Origin of the sequence: Wolbachia endosymbiont (group A) of Andrena hattorfiana, assembly GCF_947179565.1 — a bacterium.
Taxonomy (GTDB): domain Bacteria; phylum Pseudomonadota; class Alphaproteobacteria; order Rickettsiales; family Anaplasmataceae; genus Wolbachia.
The window spans coordinates 365,194-389,250 of sequence record NZ_CAMXBT010000003.1 but is presented as its reverse complement, the minus strand read 5'-3'; the positions used below and the strand labels follow the sequence as shown (position 1 = coordinate 389,250).

Annotated in this window: 16 protein-coding genes and 1 pseudogene; 4 read left to right on the top strand and 13 right to left on the bottom strand. The window is 35.7% G+C overall.

The genetic code is table 11. The features are described from left to right. Positions 1 to 28 precede the first annotated feature (28 nt). The 13 genes and pseudogenes from uvrC to secB all read right to left on the bottom strand — a co-directional run bounded on the left by uvrC (position 29) and on the right by secB (position 19,062). Positions 29 to 1,849 carry an excinuclease ABC subunit UvrC gene (uvrC, locus tag OM966_RS06940; protein ID WP_264329345.1) on the bottom strand — a complete coding sequence of 607 codons (1,821 nt, stop codon included), beginning with the start codon at positions 1,847 to 1,849 and terminating at the stop codon, positions 29 to 31. A 7-nt stretch (positions 1,850 to 1,856) separates the two neighbouring features. Next, positions 1,857 to 3,950, bottom strand: a complete 2,094-nt coding sequence (glyS, locus tag OM966_RS06935; RefSeq protein ID WP_264329344.1) for a glycine--tRNA ligase subunit beta — start codon at positions 3,948 to 3,950, stop codon at positions 1,857 to 1,859. Between the two features lie 3 nt (positions 3,951 to 3,953). Further along, positions 3,954 to 4,793 carry a glycine--tRNA ligase subunit alpha gene (locus tag OM966_RS06930; RefSeq protein ID WP_264329343.1) on the bottom strand — a complete coding sequence of 280 codons (840 nt, stop codon included), beginning with the start codon at positions 4,791 to 4,793 and terminating at the stop codon, positions 3,954 to 3,956. Positions 4,794 to 4,837: 44 nt separating this feature from the next. Then, the gene (locus tag OM966_RS06925; RefSeq protein WP_264329342.1) at positions 4,838 to 5,596 is read right to left on the bottom strand and encodes a phosphatidylglycerophosphatase; all 759 of its coding nucleotides are present in this window, start codon (positions 5,594 to 5,596) and stop codon (positions 4,838 to 4,840) included. Positions 5,597 to 5,733: 137 nt separating this feature from the next. Then, the gene (hemB, locus tag OM966_RS06920) at positions 5,734 to 6,738 is read right to left on the bottom strand and encodes a porphobilinogen synthase (protein ID WP_264329341.1); all 1,005 of its coding nucleotides are present in this window, start codon (positions 6,736 to 6,738) and stop codon (positions 5,734 to 5,736) included. Further along, positions 6,731 to 7,756, bottom strand: coding sequence for an NADH-quinone oxidoreductase subunit NuoH (gene nuoH / locus OM966_RS06915; RefSeq protein WP_264329340.1), 1,026 nt, complete (start codon positions 7,754 to 7,756; stop codon positions 6,731 to 6,733). Before nuoH ends, hemB begins: the two co-directional genes overlap by 8 nt. Then, a pseudogene (gene nuoG / locus OM966_RS06910) lies at positions 7,740 to 9,789 on the bottom strand (NADH-quinone oxidoreductase subunit NuoG). The gene nuoH and the pseudogene nuoG overlap by 17 nt, the downstream one beginning before the upstream one ends. 5 nt (positions 9,790 to 9,794) lie before the next feature. Next, positions 9,795 to 10,007: a hypothetical protein gene (locus OM966_RS06905; protein ID WP_006015760.1), complete on the bottom strand. Its 213-nt coding sequence runs from the start codon at positions 10,005 to 10,007 to the stop codon at positions 9,795 to 9,797. Between the two features lie 245 nt (positions 10,008 to 10,252). Next, positions 10,253 to 11,755, bottom strand: coding sequence for a leucyl aminopeptidase (locus tag OM966_RS06900; protein ID WP_264329339.1), 1,503 nt, complete (start codon positions 11,753 to 11,755; stop codon positions 10,253 to 10,255). A 97-nt stretch (positions 11,756 to 11,852) separates the two neighbouring features. Next, entirely contained in the window at positions 11,853 to 12,503 is a 651-nt protein-coding gene (locus OM966_RS06895) for a protocatechuate 3,4-dioxygenase (protein WP_264329338.1), read from the bottom strand. A gap of 183 nt (positions 12,504 to 12,686) precedes the next feature. Next, positions 12,687 to 15,827: a bifunctional proline dehydrogenase/L-glutamate gamma-semialdehyde dehydrogenase PutA gene (putA, locus tag OM966_RS06890; RefSeq protein ID WP_264329337.1), complete on the bottom strand. Its 3,141-nt coding sequence runs from the start codon at positions 15,825 to 15,827 to the stop codon at positions 12,687 to 12,689. 125 nt (positions 15,828 to 15,952) lie between these two features. Further along, positions 15,953 to 18,544: an aconitate hydratase AcnA gene (gene acnA, locus OM966_RS06885; protein ID WP_264329336.1), complete on the bottom strand. Its 2,592-nt coding sequence runs from the start codon at positions 18,542 to 18,544 to the stop codon at positions 15,953 to 15,955. Between the two features lie 14 nt (positions 18,545 to 18,558). After that, positions 18,559 to 19,062, bottom strand: coding sequence for a protein-export chaperone SecB (secB, locus tag OM966_RS06880; protein ID WP_264329335.1), 504 nt, complete (start codon positions 19,060 to 19,062; stop codon positions 18,559 to 18,561). A 158-nt stretch (positions 19,063 to 19,220) separates the two neighbouring features. On the opposite strand from secB, the gene OM966_RS06875 reads away from it, so the two are divergent. From OM966_RS06875 to gyrB, 4 genes are all read left to right on the top strand, one after another. Further along, on the top strand, positions 19,221 to 19,871 hold the full coding sequence (locus OM966_RS06875) for a Tim44/TimA family putative adaptor protein (protein ID WP_264329334.1): 651 nt from the start codon (positions 19,221 to 19,223) through the stop codon (positions 19,869 to 19,871). 24 nt (positions 19,872 to 19,895) lie between these two features. Continuing rightward, a complete protein-coding gene (dnaQ, locus tag OM966_RS06870; protein WP_264329333.1) occupies positions 19,896 to 20,591 on the top strand; it encodes a DNA polymerase III subunit epsilon in 696 nt (231 codons plus the stop codon). 44 nt (positions 20,592 to 20,635) lie between these two features. Beyond that, on the top strand, positions 20,636 to 21,244 hold the full coding sequence (locus tag OM966_RS06865; RefSeq protein ID WP_264329332.1) for an SCO family protein: 609 nt from the start codon (positions 20,636 to 20,638) through the stop codon (positions 21,242 to 21,244). A gap of 216 nt (positions 21,245 to 21,460) precedes the next feature. Beyond that, the gene (gene gyrB / locus OM966_RS06860; RefSeq protein WP_264329331.1) at positions 21,461 to 23,848 is read left to right on the top strand and encodes a DNA topoisomerase (ATP-hydrolyzing) subunit B; all 2,388 of its coding nucleotides are present in this window, start codon (positions 21,461 to 21,463) and stop codon (positions 23,846 to 23,848) included. Positions 23,849 to 24,057 lie beyond the last annotated feature (209 nt).

The window sequence follows — 24,057 nt, the reverse complement described above, 5'->3', positions numbered from 1 at the left end:
ATTAGGAGTATTCAAAAAGCCATATGTGTCAGGTTAAGAGCACTCCTCTCTTATAATTCACGTATTTAAGAATGACTTCTGCTAAGCCTTTACTAATTCCATGTACGTTTTGAATTTCAGCCAGAGAAGCTTTGCTTATATTTTTCACTGAACCAAAATAAGACATCAACGCCTTTTTCCTTTTGTTGCCAATGCCGGGTATTGTGCTTAATTGTGAAACTATAAACTGTTTATCGCGTTTTTTTCTATGTGAAGTTATCGCAAAACGGTGGGCTTCATTACGCAGCAATTGTAAGTAAAGCATGACTTTGCTGTCATTTGCCAGACTGAATTCTTCCCTACCCAGCATATAAAATGTTTCATTTCCTGCGTTACGATCAGGACCTTTTGCCATACAAGCAAAAGGAACGTTTATATTCAATACTTCCAGTACATTCTGTACTATGGAAACATGTCCTGGTCCACCATCAATCAGTAAAAAATCAGGTATTATGCCTTTTATATTGCCGGAGAAACGTCTGGTTAGCACTTCCCTCATCATTTTATAGTCATCGCCTGAAAATTTTTCCTTTATAGTAAATTTTCTGTACTCACTTTTTAAAAAACCCTCCTGCCCTGCAACAACCATTACACCAATTTGTTGATTTCCAAATATATGGCTATTGTCATAAACCTCAATACGCTTTGGAATGTTTGGTAACAAGAAGATTTTGCTAAGCTCCTCAAGCTTTTCTAGGTTATTTCTATAATCGATAAGCTTCTGCTCTAAGCTATGCTGAGAGTTATCATAAACAAATTTCAATAAATCACGCTCTTTTTTATTCTTTGCATGCAGAACTTTTACTGGCTTTTGAGCAACCTTATATAGTGCTTGTTCTATAATTTCCTTATCCACAATAGAATCTGGAACGTAAATTTGTATTGGAGATATGTTAGCTGAATTATAAAAATTGACCAAAAAGGTGGATAAAATTTCATCATTTGAGTGATCACCACAGTTCTCGGCAAAGTAAGGAGTGCTGCCGTAGTTGTCTTTATTTCTGAACGATAACACACTAATACATGCTAGATCCTCTTCATGTACAATACTGAAGAAATCTGCATCTTTTTCAAAAGAAAAATCCGTGTGCTGTATTTGAATTTGCTCAAGAAACTTTACCCGATCTCTATATATAGCAGCAAGCTCATAGTTTTCTTCACTGCTGCACTTTCTCATTGTGAAAAGTAACTGTTCTTTCACTTCCTTATTTCTTCCAAGCAATGTATTTCGTGCCTGTTTTACTGATTGGCAGTAGTCGTCTTTTGTGATTTTGTTTATGCATGGTGCTGAGCAGCGCTTAATTTGATATTCAATACATGGTCTTTTTGTTGAGGAAAAGTATTGATCTGAACATACTCTTAGGAGAAAAGCTTTTTGCAATGACAATATAGTTTGCTTAACAGCAGCGGCAGATGTAAAGGGACCATAATAATGAAACTCATTCTTCTTAAATTTGCCTCTATATTTTGCTATTCTTGGATAATCGTGCTTGGAAATTATTATATAAGGATAAAATTTTCCATCCTTGAGCACAATATTATAAAGTGGTTTCAATGATTTTATTAACTGTGCTTCAAGAAGCAGTGCTTCGATTTCATTCTCAGTGATGAATATTTCAACCTTAACAACCTGTGAGAGCATAACTCTAATTCGTTCAGAAAGGTTTTCAAATTGAAGGTAGTCAGATAATCTCGATTTCAAGTTTTTTGCTTTACCAATGTATAAAACTTTATCCTTATCTCCAATCATCTTATACACACCACAAGACTGCGGAGATAATTTTATCTGTTCTTTATATTGCTTGAACATTGATCCATTACTTGACTTGTATGAGGTTAAAATCTGCTACTAAATGAAAGACGGAAACTACATTTTCAAGCAAAGATAATCTGTTTCTTCTCAGCTTATCAGAATCACAGTTAATCTTTACACTGTCCATAAACTGATTGATAAACGGAGCAAAACCAGCAAGTTCATCAAGCGCTGCATTAAAGTGGTTATTTTTTATCGCTTGTTTTATGTTTTTACAAGCAGTTATAGCACAATTTGATAGCGCAATTTCTTCATTTTCAATCAAAAATCTCTTACCGTAAGATGCACTATAAGTAGTGCCATCACTTTTCCTTACTTTGCTCATCATGTTACTGACTCTTTTGTAAGTGCTTAGAATCTGTTCACCTTCTGGCGTACTAAGATAACGATCCAATATAACAGTTTGCTTTTCTGCTGTCAGCAGATCATTAATATCGATTTTATATAGTATTGAATCTACGACATCTTGCCTTATATCTCTATTTTTTAAAATAACCTTGAATCTTTCTAAGCAGAATCTAAATACTAGTTCTGAAATTTGTTTTCTATTTGGCTTATCAACTGATGTTGTATTTTCATTAAATAGAAGCCTTGAATATAAAGATACTGACTTATCTATCAATAGCCTAATTGGAATATCCAAATTATTTTCAAGTATTGTTCTAATTATACCAATTGTCATTCTCCGCAAACCAAACTGATCATACGAACCAGAGATTTTCTCACCTGCTGCAATTAAACCAACTAAGCTATCCACTTTGTCAGCAATTGACACAGCAATTGCTGAAGGGGATTTAGAACACTCCTGCTCTGGCCCGATTGGCTTATAGTGTTCAGTTATAGCTTCCACTATTTCTCTATCTTCTTGAAAATAAGAAGCATAATATCCACCCATTACTCCTTGTAATTCTGGAAACTCTCTTACTATCGATGTTGCCAAATCAGCTTTTGCCAAATATGCAGCACGTTCAACTTTTATCAGCGAAGCATGTGGAATAAATATAGCTATATACTTTGACAGAGACGTAATACGCTTCACCTTTTCCCCCACGCTGCCAAGAAAAGCATGAAATAATATCGAACCCAATTTTTTGACATAATGATCCAGATCTTCCTTTTTGTCCTGAGATATCAAAAATTGTGCATCAGCAAGACGTGCTTCTAATATTCTTTCGTGTCCTTTAACAACTTCACCATTGTTGACGTTGACAACAGTGACAAAGTGTGAAATTCTCTTTCCATTACTTAAAGCAAGATATTTTTGCTGCGTATTAATTATACTAAGAATTACTTCCTTCGGTAATCCAAATGACTTTTCTTGATTCACTTCACCAAACAGTACGATTGGCCACTCTATAAGCCCTGTCAATTCATTTAGTAAATAATCATTTTTCTCAAGTTGTAAATTCTGCTCTTTTGTGAATTTATTAATCTGATCTAGTATAAATTGCTTTCTTTTGTCCAGCTGGAGAATTACGCTGTTTTTTTCTAGCAATTCAAAATAGTCTTTAGGTGCTTTAATAGTTAACGTCGCATCACTTGAGAGAAATCGATGGCCATATGTTGTGTTAGATGCTGTGATCCCTGCAAAAGACACAGGTATTATTTCGTCATTTAAAATGCATAAAATGTTTTTAATTGGCCTAACCCACCTTTCTTTTCCTTCGCCCCATCTCATGCTCTTCAACCAAGAAAAGTTTTTGAGCATTTCCTCCAGTTGATTTTTGAGGAATTCTCTGATGTTAAACGAGCAGCTTTCTCTTTTAATGAAGTAAAAATCCTCATTATTTACTTTTCGAACGAGCAAATCTTCTTCATTTTTCTGATATTTTCTTAAAAAACCTTCGATAGCACTTTTTGGTGTGTTAATGTTTGGTCCCTTAACTTCGTTATTGGAATCCTTTAGCTCCAAAGCATTTATGTTGTTAACAAATAGGGTAATGCGACGTGCCGTTACAAAAACCTCCATTGATGTAAATTTTACATTATTTTTGTTAAAAACATTGGCAATACAGCTCTTAACTTGAGTTGCAGCTACATTCTGCATTCTCGGTGGTATTTCTTCTGAAAGGCACTCAAATAACAACTGCAACGACATATGCTATTTACTCATGTACAATTCGCAACATTTTTTTGTCAGCTCTCTAACTCTACCAATATGCGCTGTACGTTCATTGACACCAAGCACACCTCTTGCATCAAGCAGATTAAGTAGGTGACTAGTTTTAATACATTGGTCATAAGCTGCCATTGGTAGCTCCTTTTCAATAAGGAACTTACATAATTTTTCCGTATCTTCAAATTGCTGCTGTACCACTTTAGTATCATAATAATCTAACGCTAGATAAGAAAATTCATATTCTCTTTGTTTAAAAATATCTCCGTAAGTTACACCGTTATCGTTCCAAGTTATATCGTAAACATTATCTACACCTTGTATGCACATTGCTAAACGTTCCAACCCATATGCCACCTCACCAGGAATCATCTTGCAGTCAATCCCTCCAACTTGCTGTATATAAGTAAGCTGTGTTACTTCCATTCCATTGCATGTAACTTCCCATCCAAGTCCTGATGCACCAACACTTGGGTTTTCCCAATCATCTTCAACAAACTTAATATCATATTTTTCTGTAGATATGCCAAGAGCTTTTAAGCTATCTAAATAGACGTTTTGTAAATTATTACCAGATGGCTTTATTATAACTTGATATTGGTGATGTTGATACAAGCGATTAGGATTATCACTATAGCGTCCATCTGCTGGCCTAATTACTGGCTGTAGATATGCAATTTTTGTCGGTTTTGTATCAATTGCAGACATAATTGTTGCAGGATGTAATGTACCAGCACCAACTTCAGATGTGTATGGGTGAAGTATAACGCACCCTTCACCAGCCCAAAAATCTTGCAACTCTTTTATTATACTTTGTAAATTCACACAAACTGCACACTTTTTATACTAAATATATAAATAAATAAGTACTATTCAATATTTATTTTTTTTGCAGCACTATGTAAATAATCACCTAAAACTGCTGAACTTTCCCTCACATACTGAATTATGCTTTTATTTAGGACAATTGCATCATGCATAGTTAAATCGCAGAATATAAATGCTGTTAAATACAGTAAAATCACCGCATAAAATGTGTGAAAAATCCCCTCAAATGTAATTGAAATTGCATTATTATAGCTGAGTTGTATTGAACTTATTGGCCATGGTTTTATCACTTCTACGACATTAAAAAATACGTAAGGTATCATAAGAAAAAAGAAAAAGTGCATAAAATCATTAAACCAAAATGGGCATTGAAACATCTGCTTACATATACTCCCATAGAGTTTACTTACAGTATAATAAATTGATATTATTGCTGGCATTGAAAGTGCTACAGTCAATACTTGCCCTGACGCTATTTGTATTACTATGTCTTCACCACTGTTTGCTGAAGGGTCCTGAGCATGAAAAATAAATATTCCAATTAATTGCATTACTAACATAACTATTGCCAATTTTGTAAAAACAGCAGCTACAACTATTCCTGAATTTGGCATTTTATATAGTAAATATTCGTCTCCATATGTAAAAATCAATATAACATCGACAATAAATAATATTAAAAAAGAAGACCAATAGTTCTGCCAACCTGGTAAATATCCTATTCCCAAAAAAGAGCTTACTGTTTTGGCAGGAAAAACCTTACCTAGCATCTTTCCCAAAAATTCAAAAAAAATCCCCATGCTCTAAGTAACACTTGGTTTACATTATTTATAATACTGTATTGTAACAGACTTATCAATAACTTAAAACATGTATTGGAAAATTTTAGGTAATATGCAGCAACAGTAGAAGAACATGCGCCAAAAATTTAGTAATTTTATAGGGCTTGTGCACTTAAATTTTTTGCAATATCAAGTGCAGCGTAAGTGAATATTGCACTTGCACCCGCACGTTTGAAACCAATCAAAGATTCATAAATCACCTTGTCATAATCTAGCCAGCCATTATTTGCAGCAGCTTTTATCATTGCGTACTCACCGCTTACTTGGTAAGCAAAAATCGAAAAATTAAACTTATCACTTGCTGTTTTGATAATATCCAAATATGGCATACCTGGTTTAATCATAATAAAATCTGCACCTTCATTTATATCCATTTCAATTTCGCACATTGCTTCGTGCGCATTTTTATAATCCATTTGATAACCACTTTTGTCTATAGAATGTGATAGCCCACATGAACCAACGACTTGCCTGAATGGAGCATAGAAGCTAGAGCAATATTTCACCGCATAAGATAATATTAATACGTCTTGAAAGTTATTATCATCTAATGATTTTCTGATTCTTCCTATTCTACCATCCATCATATCAGAAGGAGCAACTATATCACATCCTGCCTTCGCTAAAGCAAGTGCTTGCTTACACAGTACTGATATAGTTTCATCGTTTTCTACATCCATCTGATTATCTTTTAAAATGCCGTCATGGCCATGAATAGTGTATGGATCCAGTGCAACGTCTGCAATAATACCAATTTCAGGTACCTTTAATTTTACAGCACGGATTGCTTTGCAGATTAAGTTGTCAGAATTATATGCTCCCTCAGCGTTTTCAGATTTTAGTTTACTATCAACTACAGGAAAAATTGCAACAGCATTAATTCCTAAATCTTTAGCTTCCTTAACTATAGACACTAATCCATCTATTGAATAACACTTTACGCCTGGTAAGCCAGAAATTGGTTCAGTTGTTTCTTCTCTGTCGTGAACAAACAGAGGAAGAACCAGATCATTTACTGATAAACTATTTTCACTTGTTAAATTGCGAACCCATTTGCTCGAGCGCCTGCGCCTTAATCTTGTATTTGGAAAATTAAACATTGGACCCAGGTAAATTCCCAGTAAAGAGCAACACTCCTGAAATGAGTGCCACCCAAAGCACCGATATTGGCAGAAACACTTTCCAACCAAGACGCATTAGCTGATCATATCGATAACGAGGTATTGTTGCTCTAATCCAAATAAATACGAACAAAAGTATAACTATCTTCAAAACGAACCAAATCGAACCTGGAATTTTGTAAAGTAAACTGAACTCCAGCGGCGGATACCATCCTCCTAGAAAGAATATCGTCATCATAGCACTTGCTAGAATCATATTTGCATATTCTCCAAGAAAAAAGAGGGCAAAAGGCATGGATGAATATTCAACGTTATATCCAGAGACAAGCTCTGCTTCAGCTTCTGGTAAATCAAATGGGTGACGATTAGTTTCTGCAAGCAAAGAAATAAAAAATATTATTCCTATAGGTATTAGTAGCAAATCAACCCAAAATGGCATATTGTGTTTCGCTACCACCATCTCTCCAAGGTTCAACGTACCAGTTGTAACAACAACTGTAGCAACTATTAAGCCTATTGAAACTTCATATGAAATCATCTGAGCAGCCGACCGTATAGCGCCAAGAAATGCATAATTAGAATTGCTTGACCAGCCTGCAATAATTACGCCGTATACTCCCAGCGACGATATAGCTAGCACATAAAGCACTCCAACATTAATATTTGCTATAACCTTAGGAATCACTACTTGCTGGCCATTTTCTACAATTACTTCAGCACCAAACGGTATAACTGCCCAGGCAATTAATGCCAAGATAAAGGTAAGCATTGGAGCCATAATGAACAGTATGGTGCTCGCTCTAAATGGTATTATCGGCTCTTTAATCAGTAGCTTAATAGCATCTGCAAATGGCTGCAATAGCCCAAAAGGTCCAACTACACTTGGGCCGTGTCTCAGTTGAATTGCACCAATAACCTTACGCTCAAAGTATACCAAGTACGCAACTGAAAGTAGTAGCGGTATTAAAATAAATAAAATATTAACTAGCGTGTTCATAAAAAGCTTTAGTACAATCTGCCATTATTTTTGAAGCGCGACTTATTGAATCCGTCATATAAAAATTACACTCCTTTAAAGTGAAAGGTGTATTACTTAAGCTTATCCCATCATTGCTAATTGGCACCCATGTGTTTTTTACCACTTGATCGCCATTTCTAAACTGTGGACCGATAGTATCTAATTTTTTTCTCACATCAAATAAACTATCATACGGTAAAGAAAGGTCTAAATATTGTGAAAGATTTTTAATAATTAACCAATCCTCCTTTGCTTCACCAGGTGGGAATACAGCTAAATTTGTTCTTTGCACTCGACCTTCAGTGTTTACATAAGTTGCATATTTTTCTGTATATGCAGCACCAGGCAAGATAACATCTGCCACATGTGCACCCTTATCACCGTGATGACCTTGATAAATTACAAATGTATTTTCTAATTTTGATGTATCAATTTCATCTGCACCAAGAAGATAAACCACTTCTATGTCACCACTTTCTGCATTTTCCAGTATCTGATTAGTGTCTTTTCCACCTTTTTCAGGAACAAACTCAACGTCCAGACCACCGACTCTTGCTGCAGCTTTATGCAGCACATTAAAGCCATTCCAATCATCTCTGATCATGTTAAATTTTTCTGCAATTTTGCCAGCTAGAACTAGAACTGATTCAGAATCATCTCTTACTAATGCATCTTGACCAATGATCAGCATAGGGTTTTGAGCAGCTACCAGCAGCTCGCAGAATTTATGATTTCCATTTGCTATTTCACTCAAAATATCAGGATTATCGCCCAATTTCTCAACATTATATAAATATTCAATATTTGGACCAATGCTTACGATAGTAAAATCACCTTGCAAGTATCTCTTTCTCAATCTTGCATTAATGATCGGCGCTTCTATTCTTGGATTTGTATTTACCAGAAGACATAAATCTGCTTTTTCTATACCTTCAATTGTAGTATTAAATACGTAAGAAGCTCTATTGTTTGGGATCAGTTTTGCACCATCTTGTCTGCAATCTATATTTCCAGAACCAAGTTTTTGCATCATTTCTTTGAGCAGAAGCATAGACTCAGAGTCTGCTAAATCCCCTGCAAGCGCAGCTATTTTATTTGATTTTGTATTCTTTAATTTTTTTTGCAGCAGCAGTTAATGCCTCATTCCAATTAACTGGAACTAATTTACCATCTTTTTTTACATAAGGTTGATCAAGACGCTGAACTTTTAGTCCATCATAGGCAAAGCGGGTTTTATCTGATATCCATTCTTCATTTACCTCTTCGCTCAGTCTTGGTAATATTCGCATAACTTCCAGGCCACGATAATCAACTCTAATGCTACTTCCCACAGCATCTAGCACATCTATAGTCTCACAATGTGATAGCTCCCATGGACGCGCTGTAAAGGAGTAAGGCTTTGAAGTTAAAGCCCCTACCGGGCAGAGATCTATGATATTTCCAGATAATTCAGAACTAATATGCCTTTTTATGTAAGTGCTAATCTCTACATTTTCTCCCCTTCCGATTCCTCCAAGTTCATTTGTACCTGCAACATCAGACAAAAATCTAACACACCGAGTGCAATGAATGCATCGATTCATCGCAGTCTCAATCAGTGGTCCGAAGTGTTTTTTTGGCACAGCCCTCTTATGCTCATCAAGTCTGCTGGTTCCTTTCCCATAAGCCATCGTGATATCTTGCAAATCGCATTCACCACCTTGATCGCAAATCGGGCAATCAAGCGGGTGGTTAATTAGCAAAAACTCAAGCACACCTTCACGTGCTTTTTTAACCTTAGGGGTATCAGTGTGAATAACCATCCCTTCTGCAACTGGCATTGCACAAGAGGCTACTGGTTTTGGAGGCCCACCCTCAACTTCAACCAAACACATTCTGCAGTTACCAGCAATTGCTAAACGCTCATGATAACAAAAACGTGGAATTTCAACGCCCACGACTTCACAAGCTTGAATTATAGTGAGCCCATGCTCTACTTCACATTCCTTAGAATTAATAGTAACTTTAACCACAACTATTATACAGCTTCCCACTTTATAGGATTGCCGCTTACCTCATCTTCAACCAGATTGCCGTTGTCATATTGAGCAGACATATAATTCATGCGCGAGTCACGATCTATATATCTAACAGGTTTTACCGGTTTATCTTTATACATTTTTTGCTCGGCCTTCTTACGCTGAGTAGGGTTATTTTTACTAGCTGTCTTTGCTTTCCCACCTACTGCCATATAAACTCCTAAAAACTTTTCATTCTATTTTAACACTTAAGTATATAGCGTCAATATTTAATAACTTTAAAATTTCAATAGATCTCTTATTATAATCATTGTTTAAATAAAAAGTTACTCCTTGATATCATTCCAGTGCTTGACCAGAAAAAAAGAAATATGCATCAGCTACTTTCATTTGCTGCACCTCGAAAATAAACGTTCATGTAGCTGTGAGTCAAGCCATAAATCCAGTATAAAGACCTTTAATCATTGGCTTCGTAGTACTTTTCAACCAACTTATTAAGTAACCTTACACCAAAACCTACTGCTCCTCTTGGACAAATGTCAGTACCTTTTTCGTGCCAAGCAGTGCCTGCGATATCTAAATGTGCCCAGCAAGTTTCATTCACAAAACGCTGTAAAAACTGTGCAGCCATTATGCTATCTCCACCAGAGCCTGCAGGAGCGATGTTTTGAACATCAGCAATCGGTGAATCAATAATTTTGTCATAAGTTTCATTCATAGGAAAACGCCATAACTTCTCACTTACTTCATTTCCTGCATCAATCAGACGGTTTGCTAATTCATCATTATTTGAAAAAAGACCAGCATATTCGTTATTTCCAAGTGCAACCACTATAGCACCAGTTAAAGTTGCAAGATCAATCATAAATTTTGGTGAGAATCTGTCTTGCGTATACCATAAAGCATCTGCAAGTATGAGCCTTCCTTCTGCATCGGTGTTCAACACTTCTATCGTCTGTCCAGACATTGAAGTTACTACATCACTCGGCCTTTGAGCATTACCACCCACTGCATTCTCTGCAAGTGCAGCCACGCCGATTGCATTTACTTTTGCTTTTCGTCCTGCTAAAGCATGCATCACCCCAACTACAGCAGCAGAGCCTGCCATGTCATATTTCATCGACTCCATACCACGTGAAGGTTTGAGTGATACTCCACCAGTGTCAAACGTTATACCTTTACCAACAAAAGCTATTGGCTTTTGTTCTTTAGAAGCCCCATTCCATTTTATCACTACTAATTTTGGTTCTTTACTACTTCCTTGTGCGACTCCAAGCAAGGCTCCCATTTTTTTCTCTTCCATCTGCTTTTTATCAAGCACTTCGATTTCAAGGCCAAGCTTAGTAAGCTCTTTTTTTATATGATCAGCATAGGATTCTGGATATAGAATGTTAGGAGGCTCTGTTATAAAAGAGCGCGCAAGGAATATACTCTCACCTTCTTGCCTTGAGTGCTCAAATGATCTTTCAGCATTACTTAATTGCTCATCTTTTACTAATACGGTAATTTCCTCTACCTCTGTAATTTTCTCGTCCTTTTTAGTTTTATACTTATCAAACTTAAAACTACGCAGAAACGCACCATATGCAACATTTGCTGCACTACCTTCGATTAAAATCGCTGCTTTCTTAATTTTTAATCTGCTTAGCTCACAATATATTTTACCACCAATATTTAATTCTTTATTTTCATTCCATTCATCCTTCTTACCAAGTCCAACAACTACAACGTTTTTTCCTTCTGGTAAAATGGTAGAAGAAAATTCACCAAAGCTTCCATTAAAATCGCTAAATTGCTTTATATTATCTATGATCTGTTTTCCTTGCAAAACTCCGCCATCATTTACGGTTTCATTGTCTTCAAATAAACCCATTACTATTGTTTTAAAATCGGGCGAAATTTTAGAAATTGTTATTTTCATTGCTGGCATCTCCGTTGCAAATAGTTGTAAACTGTACATAAAACATAGCAAAAACATCAGTAAGATATTTTTCATGTACATCCTAAGTACAATAACACTCAAGTTTACTATGGACTCCCTTACATGCAAGGGTTTTTTATCTTTTATTAGAGAACTTATTATATCCGCCCAAGGTAATGTTAAACGTATAGGTTTTTATGACCTGATCACTGTAAGTAAATGGTGTTATGAGAAGGCTTGCAAGCCCGTTACTAACAAAATCTTCAAGAACAGGATCAGCACAATTATCGCAATTATGGTCAGCAAAAAACATTTGCGTTGTGAATTCTGGAAAATCTGGATGTTGAACTAGAAAGTTAATATGTGGAGCTCTATCACCAATTTTACCAGGTGCTATCGTAATAAAATTATAATAGCCAGGATTATTCACTACAAACCTTCCTGATCCAGCAAAATTCGGATCGAGTTGATTATCCTCTATATTCTCATCGTAATGGTTCACGCCGCGTGAATTCGCGTGCCATATAGAAACTACAGCATTTTGTATTGGTAAACAGTTTATATCAGTAATTCTACCCACTATGTGTATTAATTCTCCTGTTGCGCTATTTGGAGAACCAGGTTTCCTTCTTAAATTGTTTGAAGAGCTAAAATTTTTTGGCCTTGCATCAAGGTCATATATTTCTGGAGTTTCAATGCAGTTGAGCAAAACAGGATCAGCTGCAAATAGCGGCAAACTGAATACCGTTTGTACTAAAAGCGCTAATAAGATATTTTTCACATTCATTTCATTTATAATGCTTTTATTCAGATTATAGCAGCTTTTTTCTTTTGTTTAAAGATAAGACTTCCTTTGGAGCCGCTTTATTTCAGTGCATGAGCTGGTCCTTTTCGGATCTTAGCGCTGTGTACATAACTGCACGAACGTCTAGCTTAGGGGTAAGATAGGAGAAAAATTAGGGCCCGCAAATTAATCCAAACACATAAGTGTAGTGTTACCACCGAATGCTGTAGTGTTAACACTTACAACTTTTTCTGTAGAAAAACGCTGTAAATAATGAGGACCACCAGCTTTTGGCCCAGTGCCAGATAGTCCTCTACCACCAAATGGTTGTATCCCAACTGCTGCACCTATCTGGTTACGGTTGATGTAGACATTTCCAACTGATATTTTTTTGCTTATTAAATCGATCTGATTTTGTATACGGCTCTGCAAAGAAAATGTAAGCCCATATCCTGTATTGTTTATATCACTTATAACTTCATTTAATTGTGACTTGTTAAAACGTATGATATGCAAAATAGGACCAAATACTTCTTGCTTTAATTGCGAAATTTTTTGTATCTCATAAATATATGGAGGAAAGAAATAACCATTATGAGAATTTGTATCCATGGGTACTTTAAATAACAGATTTGAATCTTCGTCCTCTGACATTTTTTGCGTATGTTGAGTTAGCATATCGATAGATGCTTTGTCAATTATTGGACCAATATCAGTACTAAGTTGTATTGGGTCACCAATCTTGAGTTCTTGCGCTGCACCACATATCATTTTTATCTGCTTCTCTGCTATGTCCTCTTGAATAAACAGCACTCTAAGTGCAGAACAGCGTTGGCCGGCACTGCGAAACGCAGAAAGTACAACACCTGTAGTCACTTGCTCTAAGAGAGCGGAGCTATCAACAATCATAGCATTGAGCCCTCCTGTTTCAGCAATAAGTGGTACAATAGGACCATCCCTATCCGCAAGCATTTTATTAATTATTTGAGCAGTTTGTGTTGAGCCAGTAAAAGCTACTCCAGCAATTCTATTGTCTGGAACTAATATTTTGCCTAAATATCCACCATCCCCAGGAATGAGGTGTAACACATTTTTTGGTATCCCAGCTTCATGTAGTATCTTAACAGCTTCGTAGGCAATAATCGGCGTTTGCTCTGCCGGTTTTGCCAGCACCGCATTACCTGCTGCAAGTGCAGCTGAAACCTGCCCAATGAAGATAGCAAGTGGAAAATTCCATGGTGATATACACAGGAAAACTCCTCTGCCTTCAAAAAAGATGAAGTTATCTTCACCCGTTGGACCTGGCAATTTTTTCCAGTCGCTCAGTTCATTTTTTGCTATCGTTGCGTAGTAACGTAAGAAATCCACTGCCTCTCTTACTTCCGCTATTGCATCAGATAAAATTTTTCCTGCTTCTACGATCAGAATGTAAATCAACTCTTTCATCCTTTCTTCAAGCAAATCTGCAGCTTTTTCAAGGCATTTAGCGCGCTTTTCTGCTGAAACATTCTGCCATTCAGTAAAAGCATTATGTGCTATTTCAAGAGCGTTTAAAACTTGAGCACTTGTTGTATTTGACACTTCTCCAATTACATTTTCTAAATGTGCAGGATTCACCACTTCAGTAAATTTGGCATCATCAAAAAGTGACTGTCCGTCAATTATCGGCCCAACTTGCCATTTTTTTTCACTAAAGCTCTTTATATCATCTGCAAATTGTGAGACTATCACCGAGTCACTAATATCCATTCCCAAAGAATTTTTTCTTTCTGGTCCCAAAATATCTTGTGGTAACGGAATGCCTGGATGAGGTTCATAATTAAAATTTATAGCTTTTTCCAGTGGATCTGAAATTAACTCATCAATTTTAACGTTAGAATCATTTATTTGATTAACAAATGAACTATTAGCTCCATTTTCAAGAAGGCGTCTTATAAGATAAGGCAACAAGTCACTATGTTCCCCAACGGGTGCGTAGACACGACAGCTAACATTTGTTGCAAGCTCTGACATTGCATAATCATATAAGTCTTTTGCCATTCCATGTAAACGTTGAAATTCAAATCCAGGGTGGTTTTTATCAGCAAGTTCCATGATAGAAGCAAAAGTATAGGCGTTATGAGTTCCAAAGCATGGGTAAAAGCTGTTTGGTTTACTCAAAAGTTTCTGTGCGCACGCGAGGTAAGATACGTCAGTATAGCTTTTTCTTGTAAATACTGAGTAATCATTTAATCCCAATTCTTGCGTACGCTTGATTTCTGAATCCCAATATGCACCTTTTACAAGTCTGACCATAATTTTATGATTTGATCGAATAGCAACATCCTCTACAAAGTCAAGAACAGACAAAGCACGTTTTTGATATGCTTGTACAGCCAAGCCAAGCCCTTCCCACTCAGAAAGTGATTCATCAAGCCGTAATTGTTCAAACAAGATTAAGGACATTTCAAGCCTTTCTGTTTCTTCTGCATCTATGCATAATGAAATGTTGTATTTTTTTGCTTCATGACAAAGCTCTGGCAGTTTAGCTCTCAACTCTTCAGCTATATTATCGAATTGACCAAATTCATAACGTGGATGTAACGCAGACAACTTGATTGAAATTCCATGCGATTTAAAACAATCATTTATTTCAGTGGATTCACCTATAGCTTTTATTGAGTGCATGTATGAATTAAAATACTCTTCTGCATCTTCAGCTGTGTGAGCAGCTTCGCCAAGCATATCAAAAGAGTATAAAAACTTGCTATTGTCATCTAGTTTTGCATACCTTAAAGCTTCTTCTATGGTTTCTCCAACAACAAAATGATTACCAAGCATAGACATTGCTTGTTTTACTGCTTTGCGAATGATCGGTTCTCCTAAATTCTTAAGTAACTTGGAAATTGCGTAATAGAACTTCGAATCGCCTTCATTATCTCTCAATATACTGCTACCTATCATCAAGCTCCATGTGGAAGCATTGACAAACAACGAAGAAGAGTGCCCTAAATATTTATTCCATTCCTGATTGGCAATTTTATCTTTGATTATTTCGTCTATTGTATAATCATCTGGTATTCTAAGTAGCGATTCAGCAAGGCACATCAATGCTATTCCTTCATCATTGGAAAGCGAGTATTGTTGCATAAAGGAATCTACAATACTTAATTTATTGTGTTTGATTTTTTCAATCACTTGTTTTGCAATATTATAAATTCTACTTTTTGAATCAGCTGAAAGCTCTGCTTTTTCTACAAGATAACGTATATAACTCTTTTCATCAGTACGATAAAATCCTTGTAAACGTTTTCTCAATTCGTTAGGTTCTTGTATAGAGGTAATCATAATTATCTATAAAACACCTTTACTATATGTAAGGTAAAATTATATCATAACTTCGTGTAGAATAAATTATTATTTATAAAAGAGCCAGGGCTGGCTAAAAGAAGTCTAGTACTTACTTAACTTTACTAAGTCAAGAGAAGTATGTAGCTCAATACTCCACCATCCATCAAGTATTTAACCTCAGTTGCAGTTTGTACACAGCATTTGAGTTGAATTGATTGTTCAGAACTATCCTTTCTTTTGATGATACATTCTAAATTTCCACTTGGCACTATTTCACCTTTTATGCTTATTATCTCACTACCATCAAATATCTTTCTGGTTATTCCATTTTGGAATATAAGTGGAAGAACACCCATGCCGACCAAGTTGGACCTATGTATACGCTCAAAGCTTTCTGCAATTACAACTTTAATCCCCAACAATAAAGTACCTTTTGCTGCCCAATCCCTACTTGAACCTGTGCCATACTCCTTTCCTGCCACAATGATGAGAGGAACATTACTTTTTTTGTAGCGCATTGCTGCATCAAAAATCGACATAGTTTCTTGAGAAGGAATATATTTTGTATAGCCGCCTTCGATGCTTACCATTTCATTTTTTATTCTAATGTTAGCAAAAGTCCCACGCATCATTACATTGTGGTTACCACGACGAGACCCATACGAATTAAAGTCCTGTGGCTCAATTCCAAGATTTTTTAAATATATACCTGCAGGACTACTTGAGGCAATATTTCCAGCAGGGGAAATGTGATCAGTGGTTACGCTATCGCCAAACATTGCCAATATTTGTGCACCTTTTATATCGATTATTTTATCTTTATTATTTTTAGGTGATAAATTATCAAAATAGGGCGGATCTTGTATGTAAGTGCTGTTTGCATCCCAATTATAGATTTCACTTTTTTCACACTTTATCTTTCGCCAATGTTCATCACCAGAAAAAACATCCTTATACTTTTGTATAAACATCTCACGTGTTACCACATTTTTAACACAATCTTCGATTTCATTGTTTGTTGGCCATATATCTTTGAGATAGACATCATTTCCATTCTTATCTTTGCATATTGAATCTTTTGTCAAATCAGTTTGCACAGTACCAGCAAGTGCATATGCAACAACAAGTGGAGGAGATGCCAAGTAATTAGCTTTGACTAACGGATGAATTCTTCCTTCAAAGTTACGATTACCAGATAAAACTGCAGCAACAGTTAAATTTTTGTTTTTAATGCCATCTTCTATATCTTTATTAAGTGGACCAGAATTCCCAATGCAAGTTGTGCAACCATATCCAACTAGATTAAAACCCAAAGCATTTAGATCTACCTGCAATCCAGACTTTTCTAAATATTCTGTTACAACTTGCGACCCTGGAGCAAGAGAAGTTTTAACCCAAGGCTTTGATTTTAATCCAAGTTTAATTGCATTACGAGCTACAAGACCTGCAGCAATCATTACACTTGGATTTGAGGTGTTAGTGCAGCTTGTTATTGCTGCAATAACTACACTTCCATCTTGAAGCTTATCACTTTCCTTTGATTCGTTAACTGAAAATGATTTAGAAAAAGACTCTGCCACTTGTGAAAGAAAAACCTTATCTTGTGGTCTTTTGGGACCAGCCATTACTGGCTTCACGCTTGATAAATCAAGCTCTAGTGTGTCAAAAAATGCTAACTCATTATTGCCACGCCACAATCCTTGCTCTTTCGCATAAGCCTCAACTAGCTTTTCTGGCCTTTCGGTTAAGCTTAAATAATCTAGCGTTTTCTGATCAATTGGAAAAAATCCACAAGTTGCGCCATACTCTGGGGCCATGTTTGCTATAGTTGCCCTATCTGCCAAAGATAAATAATCTAAACCATCACCATAAAATTCTACAAACTTACCAACAACACCCTTTGTTCTTAGGATATTGGTAACCGTCAGCACTAAATCAGTCGCAGTTACTCCTTCCGGCAGTCTGCCAATTAATTTAAATCCAACTACTTCTGGAATCACCATACTAATTGGTTGACCAAGCATCACAGACTCAGCTTCTATGCCTCCAACACCCCAACCAAGGACTGATAACCCGTTAACCATCGTAGTATGGCTATCCGTACCAACCAAAGTATCAGGATACAAAACCCCATCCTTATTACATACAACTTGCGCTAAATACTCAAGATTCACTTGGTGGCAAATTCCAGTACCTGGCGGTACTACTCTAAAATTTGTGAAGGATGATTCTCCCCACTTTAAGAATTGATATCTCTCCAAATTTCTTTTTACTTCTAGTTCAACATTCCTACTGAATGCGGAAACACTTCCATAACTATCTACTTGAACAGAATGGTCGATCACAAGATCAACGGGCACAGATGGATTTATGCTGCTTGGATCGCCTCCATTTTTCTTGACATAACTCCGCATAGAAGCTAAATCGACGACAGCAGGAACCCCTGTAAAATCTTGCATCAACACCCTTGCTGGCTTGTAGCTAATTTCATGATTAGCGTGTTTATTAACGCAACTTGCTAGTATTTTTATATCATCCAGCTTTACGTTTACTCCATCTTCATTGCGCAATAAATTTTCAAGCAGAACCTTAAGTGAGCAGGGCAATTTAGTTACATCTATTCCTAAAAATTCACTAGCACTACTTAGGCTAAAATAGTTGTATGACTTCCCGTCAATGTTTAAAGTCGTTTTTGCGTTTAAAGAATTATTCATCAGGTTACATCATATTAGTTAAAATTGGAATTACTACCGTTACTTCTTTGTTGTTGACTTTGCTGCTCGTACATAGTTTCAAAATCTATAGGATCTAGCAGTAGTGGGGGAAATCCACTACTGCTTGTAACTCTTGCAATTATTTCTCTTGCAAAAGGGAAAAGAAAAGTAGGTCCGCCAATAAACAAAGCTTGTCTTACCTCTTCCTCACTCAACTCTTTAAAATTTTCTATTGAAAAAATGCCACAATATTTTGTCTCACAAATGAAAGCTACGCCATCTTTTATACCTTCATCTTTTATCGTTGCTCTGACTTCTATATGTAAAGTAATTTCATGGAAAGATTTTTCTTCATTTACTCCTTCTTTGTTTTCCATTCCTTCTAATTTCGCTGAATTGATATTAACCATTACATTAATATCGGGAGCTTTATTTGAAGAAAGGAATGGCGAATTCGGATTCTCAAACGATAGATCTTTAACATATTGACCGTGAATTCTCATTTTTTGTTGTGGCATTTCTTATGTCTCCTTTAATTAAGTTGAGATATTTAATACTTTCTTATATAATATATTCATTTACAAACGAATAGCAAACCTAATTATTAATGAAAAACATATTTTCATTAATAATTAATAATGTTCGGATACTTTATATGCCAAGGAGTTGAGTTACTATGATAGAGCTTGTAATATATACTTTATTAGCGGCGTTCATTTTTTCACGTTTGTATAATTCTTTAGGAAGGTCAGCCAATCTCAATCTAAAAAAGCTAACTGGTGTGTTGGATGTAAGCCGAAGTAAAGAAGATGTAATAGAAAACATTGAGGGTTACATTGATAGCAACGATGAAAATTCAATAAAAGTTACTTATGAACAAATATTAAAAAAAAACAAAGATTTTTCTATTTCCCACTTTATAGAAGGTTCAAGCATAGCTTTTGAATTAATAATAAAGTATTTCAATCAAGGAAATTTGTCTCAGTTAAAACCACTTCTCGATAAAGACTTATATGATAATTTTGCAGAGAAGATTAAACATCGTAAAGAGGTGCACGAGTCTATAATTGTTTCTATCGTTTCACAAAAGATTTTAGAAATAAAGCTAGTAAAAAACACAGTGTTTATTGCAGTATATTTCCTTTCAGAGCAAATTAACTTCGTTAAGAACAATGAAGGAGATATCATATCAGGTAGCACATCCACCATTAATAAAGTTGAGGATGTATGGCAATTCAAAAAAAATGTTAATTCATCAGACCCAAGCTGGTTGCTTGTTTCTATTAACTATAAAAAGACAAATAACGATAAGACAAATGACAAGTAAGATTAGTTTCATTTAGAGTTAACCATGGAAAGCAAGCTGCGCGAAATAGTACTTGACACTGAAACGACAGGTCTTGACACTGGATCTGGTCATCGAATTATTGAAATAGGGTGTGTGGAATTAATTAATCGTATTCCAACAGGTAAAGTACTCCATCGGTACCTTAACCCAGAAAGAGATATACCTTATCACTCGTTTAAGATTCACGGTGTTAGTGAAGAATTTTTAGAAGATAAACCATTATTTTCAGATATTGCACTTGAATTTCTTGACTTTATATCTAATGATATTTTGGTAATTCACAACGCTGAATTCGATGTTAAGTTCCTTAACATGGAGTTAAGCAAGCTGAATGCTGGGTTAATTTCCTCAGATAGAGTGCTAGATACATTACCTCTTGCGAGGAAAAAATTCGTAGGATCACCTGTTTCTTTGAATGCATTATGTAAGCGTTTTGATATATCGCTAGAGAATAGAGAATTGCACGGAGCACTAGTTGATGCTCAATTGCTTGCAAAGGTATATGTTGAACTTACAGGAGGGTTACAAACCTTTCTGTTTGATAATGAATGCAATCAGGACAGTAACTCTAAATTCGTTCAGCATAAAGTGCGCAATCTAACTCCCAGAGAACATTCACCAAATAGTGAAGAAATTGATGAACATAAGAAACTGTTAGACAAAATTAACAATACACTTTGGGATAAATATATTGAATAGGTTAACCAATAAAGATACAATTTGATTTTACTGAGAGCATTCTAATGGTAAGGTTTATAAGATTGTTATCTAATGTGCTAGCAGCATTAGCAGTTGTTTTTTTAGGTTATTGTTATTTCACTAAAAAAGGCATATTTGCCCCGGCAGCGATTCACAACGCGGAAGTTAAGATAGGCGGAGATTTTTCTTTAATTAATCAGGACGGACAGATTCTGCGCAGTAGTGATTTTAAAGATAAATACATGATGATTTTCTTTGGATTTTCCTCATGTAAAAGAATTTGTCCTATGAACCTTGGGATAATTTCAGAAACACTTGCAAAGTTAGATGAGAAAACTACCAACAAGCTACAAACATTCTTCATCACAGTTGATCCTGAGCGCGATAGCACGGAAAGACTTAAAGAATTTCAGCAGCAATTTGACCATAGAATACAAATGTTAACTGGTGAAAGAGAAAAAATAGACGAAGTAGTTGCGAAATATAAAGTATATGCAAGCAAAGTAGACAGAGAAGAAGAAATCAACCATTCTTCGATAATATATCTTATTGGCCCTGGAGGAAAATATGTTACACACTTTGCAGCTGATTTAAATTCAGACGAAAGTCAATCTGATAAAATTTTGGCTGAGATAAGAAAATACGTAAACTGAATTATAGATTTTTCTGTTAATTAGTCGAGCACGCAACTGCATGAGCATTATAATTTAATCTCCACCGGGAAGACGCATTGGAATGACACTATTTGCTGTCTTCAAAAATGAGCATTCGTAAAGTTGTGCTTTTAACATGGGTTATCAGTTTAAAAATGTTGCTAACTAGTATATCTGAATGTAACATCAATTAACGTGTATAAATGAAGCAATCTAATGGAAAATAGTTATAATGCCGATGCAATAAAAATCTTAAGGGGTCTTGATGCTGTAAGGAAACGTCCAGGTATGTACATTGGTGGCACTGACGATGGATCTGGCTTGCACCACATGATATATGAGGTTGTTGACAACGCAATAGATGAATCTTTAGCTGGATATTGTGATAAAATTGAAGTTAGCATAAATAAAGATGGTTCAGTATCTGTAACTGATAATGGTCGTGGCATTCCAACTGACCTTCATGAAGAAGAAGGAATATCAGCAGCAGAGGTAATAATGACTCAGCTCCATGCTGGTGGTAAATTTGACAGTAATACCTATAAAGTTTCTGGGGGATTACATGGTGTTGGAATCTCAGTTGTGAATGCATTGTCAAGCTGGTTGGAATTAACTATTTGGCGCAATAAGAAAGAACACTTTATGCGCTTTGAAGATGGTGAGTCTATTGAACCTTTAAAGGTAGTCAACGAAAATACAAACAAAAGAGGAACTAAAGTCACGTTCATGCCATCAACAGAGACTTTTAATGGCATTAATTTCAGTTACTCAACGCTTGAAAGTCGTATAAGAGAATTAGCATTTTTAAATTCAAATATCGACATTACTTTATGTGATCTGCGCAATGAACCATATACAGAATCTCATTTCAATCAGAGCAATCAATCTAAAGACAATTTTGGTACAGCGAATTTTGTGCGGTACTTAGATAAGAATAAGACACATGTAACTAAAATTGCCAGTATGAAAGGAGATGCAGAAGATCTTGGCATCAGCTTGGAAATATCGATGGAATGGAATGATTCCTACTATGAACATATGTTATGCTTCACGAATAATATAAGGCAACGAGATGGTGGTACGCATTTGGCAGGATTTAGATCCGCTTTAACCAGATGTATCAATAACTATGCAACTAATGAAGGGTTTTTAAAGAAAGCAAAAGTAAATTTAACTGGAGAGGACGTTAGAGAAGGTTTAACTTGTGTTTTATCTCTTAAGATGCCTGATCCTAAGTTTTCTTCACAAACAAAAGATAAACTAGTTAGTTCTGAAGCGCGTACAGTTGTGGAGAGCATAGTTTCTGATAAATTGAGCACAATCCTTGAAACTGATCCCAAATTGGCAGCAAGTATAGTAGAAAGAGCAATCAGATCAGCAAAAGGAAGAGAAGCCGCAAGAAAAGCACGAGAGTTAGTTAAAAGCAAAAACAATATTGGTATTGCAACTCTGCCAGGAAAGCTTGCTGATTGCCAGGAAAAAGCCCCTGAGTTATCGGAATTATTTATAGTAGAGGGTAATTCAGCAGGTGGTACTGCAAAGCAGGGGCGTAATCGTAAAACACAAGCAGTGCTTGCCTTAAGAGGAAAAATTCTAAACGTAGAACGTGTAAGTTTAGATCGTATTTTTTCATCTGCAGAAATAGGCTCTTTAATTACTGCAATTGGTGCTGGAATAGGGAGTGAACACTTCAATATTGAAAAAGCTAGATATCATAAAATTATCATCATGACAGATGCAGATGTTGATGGTTCACATATAAGAACTTTGATTCTAACTTTCTTTTTTAGACATATGCGTGAAGTTATTGAAAAAGGCTACTTATACATAGCACAGCCACCCCTTTATAAAGTTACAAAGAATGCTAAAGACACTTATATTAAAGATGACGAAACTTTTGAAGAGTATATAATAAACTCAGCAGTTAAAAGATTAACACTAAGTGGTACAGCTACAGAATTTAACGACTTGCGCCTTATTTTGAATAAATGCGTTAGCATTTCTAATATTAGCAAAAATTATGATAGAGAAATACCACAAAATCTCTTAGAGTCATTGCTAATTTTAAGCAAAAAGAATGCTCTATCATCGGCTGATGAGATATTAAAGTATTTAAAATTAATGTACAGTGAATATACTTGGGAAGTAGAAATAAAGGATGAAGAAAAAGAAATTCACATCTCTAAATTATTTCAAGGATTGGCAGACAAATATATATTTGCACTTAGTATGCTTGAAGGCAAAGATATGCAAAACATATTAAGTTTGCTTGATGGTATAAGTAATTTATTTAATGGTGATTCATTTTTAAAGTCACAAGAAACTGAAATAAAAATCACTTCTCCAAGTACGCTTGCAAAAATAATAATGGACTATGGTAAAAAAGGTTTAACTCTGCAGAGATTTAAAGGTCTTGGTGAAATGAATGCTGATCAGCTATGGGATACTACGTTAAATCCTGAGGCTAGAACTTTATTGAAGGTTGAAATAAAAGATTGTGAAGAAGCTGATTCCATATTTTCAATATTAATGGGTGATATAGTTGAACCACGCCGTGACTTTATTAATAGCAATGCACTCAACGTGCATGATGTTGATATTTGAACTTTTAGCAAAATGTACGAACGTTACAGGTTTAAGCAAAAACTGTGTCATTCAAGTAGCTGACACTTGGATCCAGATTGGATACTGAGTTGGTGAGTATAAAAGTATAGCTTCTACGTCATACCGCGATTCATTCGCGGTATCTCAGCCGCTAACAAGTAGCGGGATGACGGTTGTCATGGTGTCATGAAAGTAGCTGACACTGGTTT

Coding starts and splice junctions, on each gene's coding strand:
- uvrC (WP_264329345.1), bottom strand. CDS start 1,849: ATGTTCAAGCAATATAAAGAACAGATAAAATTATCTCCGCAGTCTTGT.
- glyS (WP_264329344.1), bottom strand. CDS start 3,950: ATGTCGTTGCAGTTGTTATTTGAGTGCCTTTCAGAAGAAATACCACCG.
- OM966_RS06925 (WP_264329342.1), bottom strand. CDS start 5,596: ATGGGGATTTTTTTTGAATTTTTGGGAAAGATGCTAGGTAAGGTTTTT.
- hemB (WP_264329341.1), bottom strand. CDS start 6,738: ATGTTTAATTTTCCAAATACAAGATTAAGGCGCAGGCGCTCGAGCAAA.
- nuoH (WP_264329340.1), bottom strand. CDS start 7,756: ATGAACACGCTAGTTAATATTTTATTTATTTTAATACCGCTACTACTT.
- OM966_RS06905 (WP_006015760.1), bottom strand. CDS start 10,007: ATGGCAGTAGGTGGGAAAGCAAAGACAGCTAGTAAAAATAACCCTACT.
- OM966_RS06900 (WP_264329339.1), bottom strand. CDS start 11,755: ATGTACAGTTTACAACTATTTGCAACGGAGATGCCAGCAATGAAAATA.
- OM966_RS06895 (WP_264329338.1), bottom strand. CDS start 12,503: ATGAATGTGAAAAATATCTTATTAGCGCTTTTAGTACAAACGGTATTC.
- putA (WP_264329337.1), bottom strand. CDS start 15,827: ATGATTACCTCTATACAAGAACCTAACGAATTGAGAAAACGTTTACAA.
- acnA (WP_264329336.1), bottom strand. CDS start 18,544: ATGAATAATTCTTTAAACGCAAAAACGACTTTAAACATTGACGGGAAG.
- secB (WP_264329335.1), bottom strand. CDS start 19,062: ATGCCACAACAAAAAATGAGAATTCACGGTCAATATGTTAAAGATCTA.
- OM966_RS06875 (WP_264329334.1), top strand. CDS start 19,221: ATGATAGAGCTTGTAATATATACTTTATTAGCGGCGTTCATTTTTTCA.
- dnaQ (WP_264329333.1), top strand. CDS start 19,896: ATGGAAAGCAAGCTGCGCGAAATAGTACTTGACACTGAAACGACAGGT.
- OM966_RS06865 (WP_264329332.1), top strand. CDS start 20,636: ATGGTAAGGTTTATAAGATTGTTATCTAATGTGCTAGCAGCATTAGCA.
- gyrB (WP_264329331.1), top strand. CDS start 21,461: ATGGAAAATAGTTATAATGCCGATGCAATAAAAATCTTAAGGGGTCTT.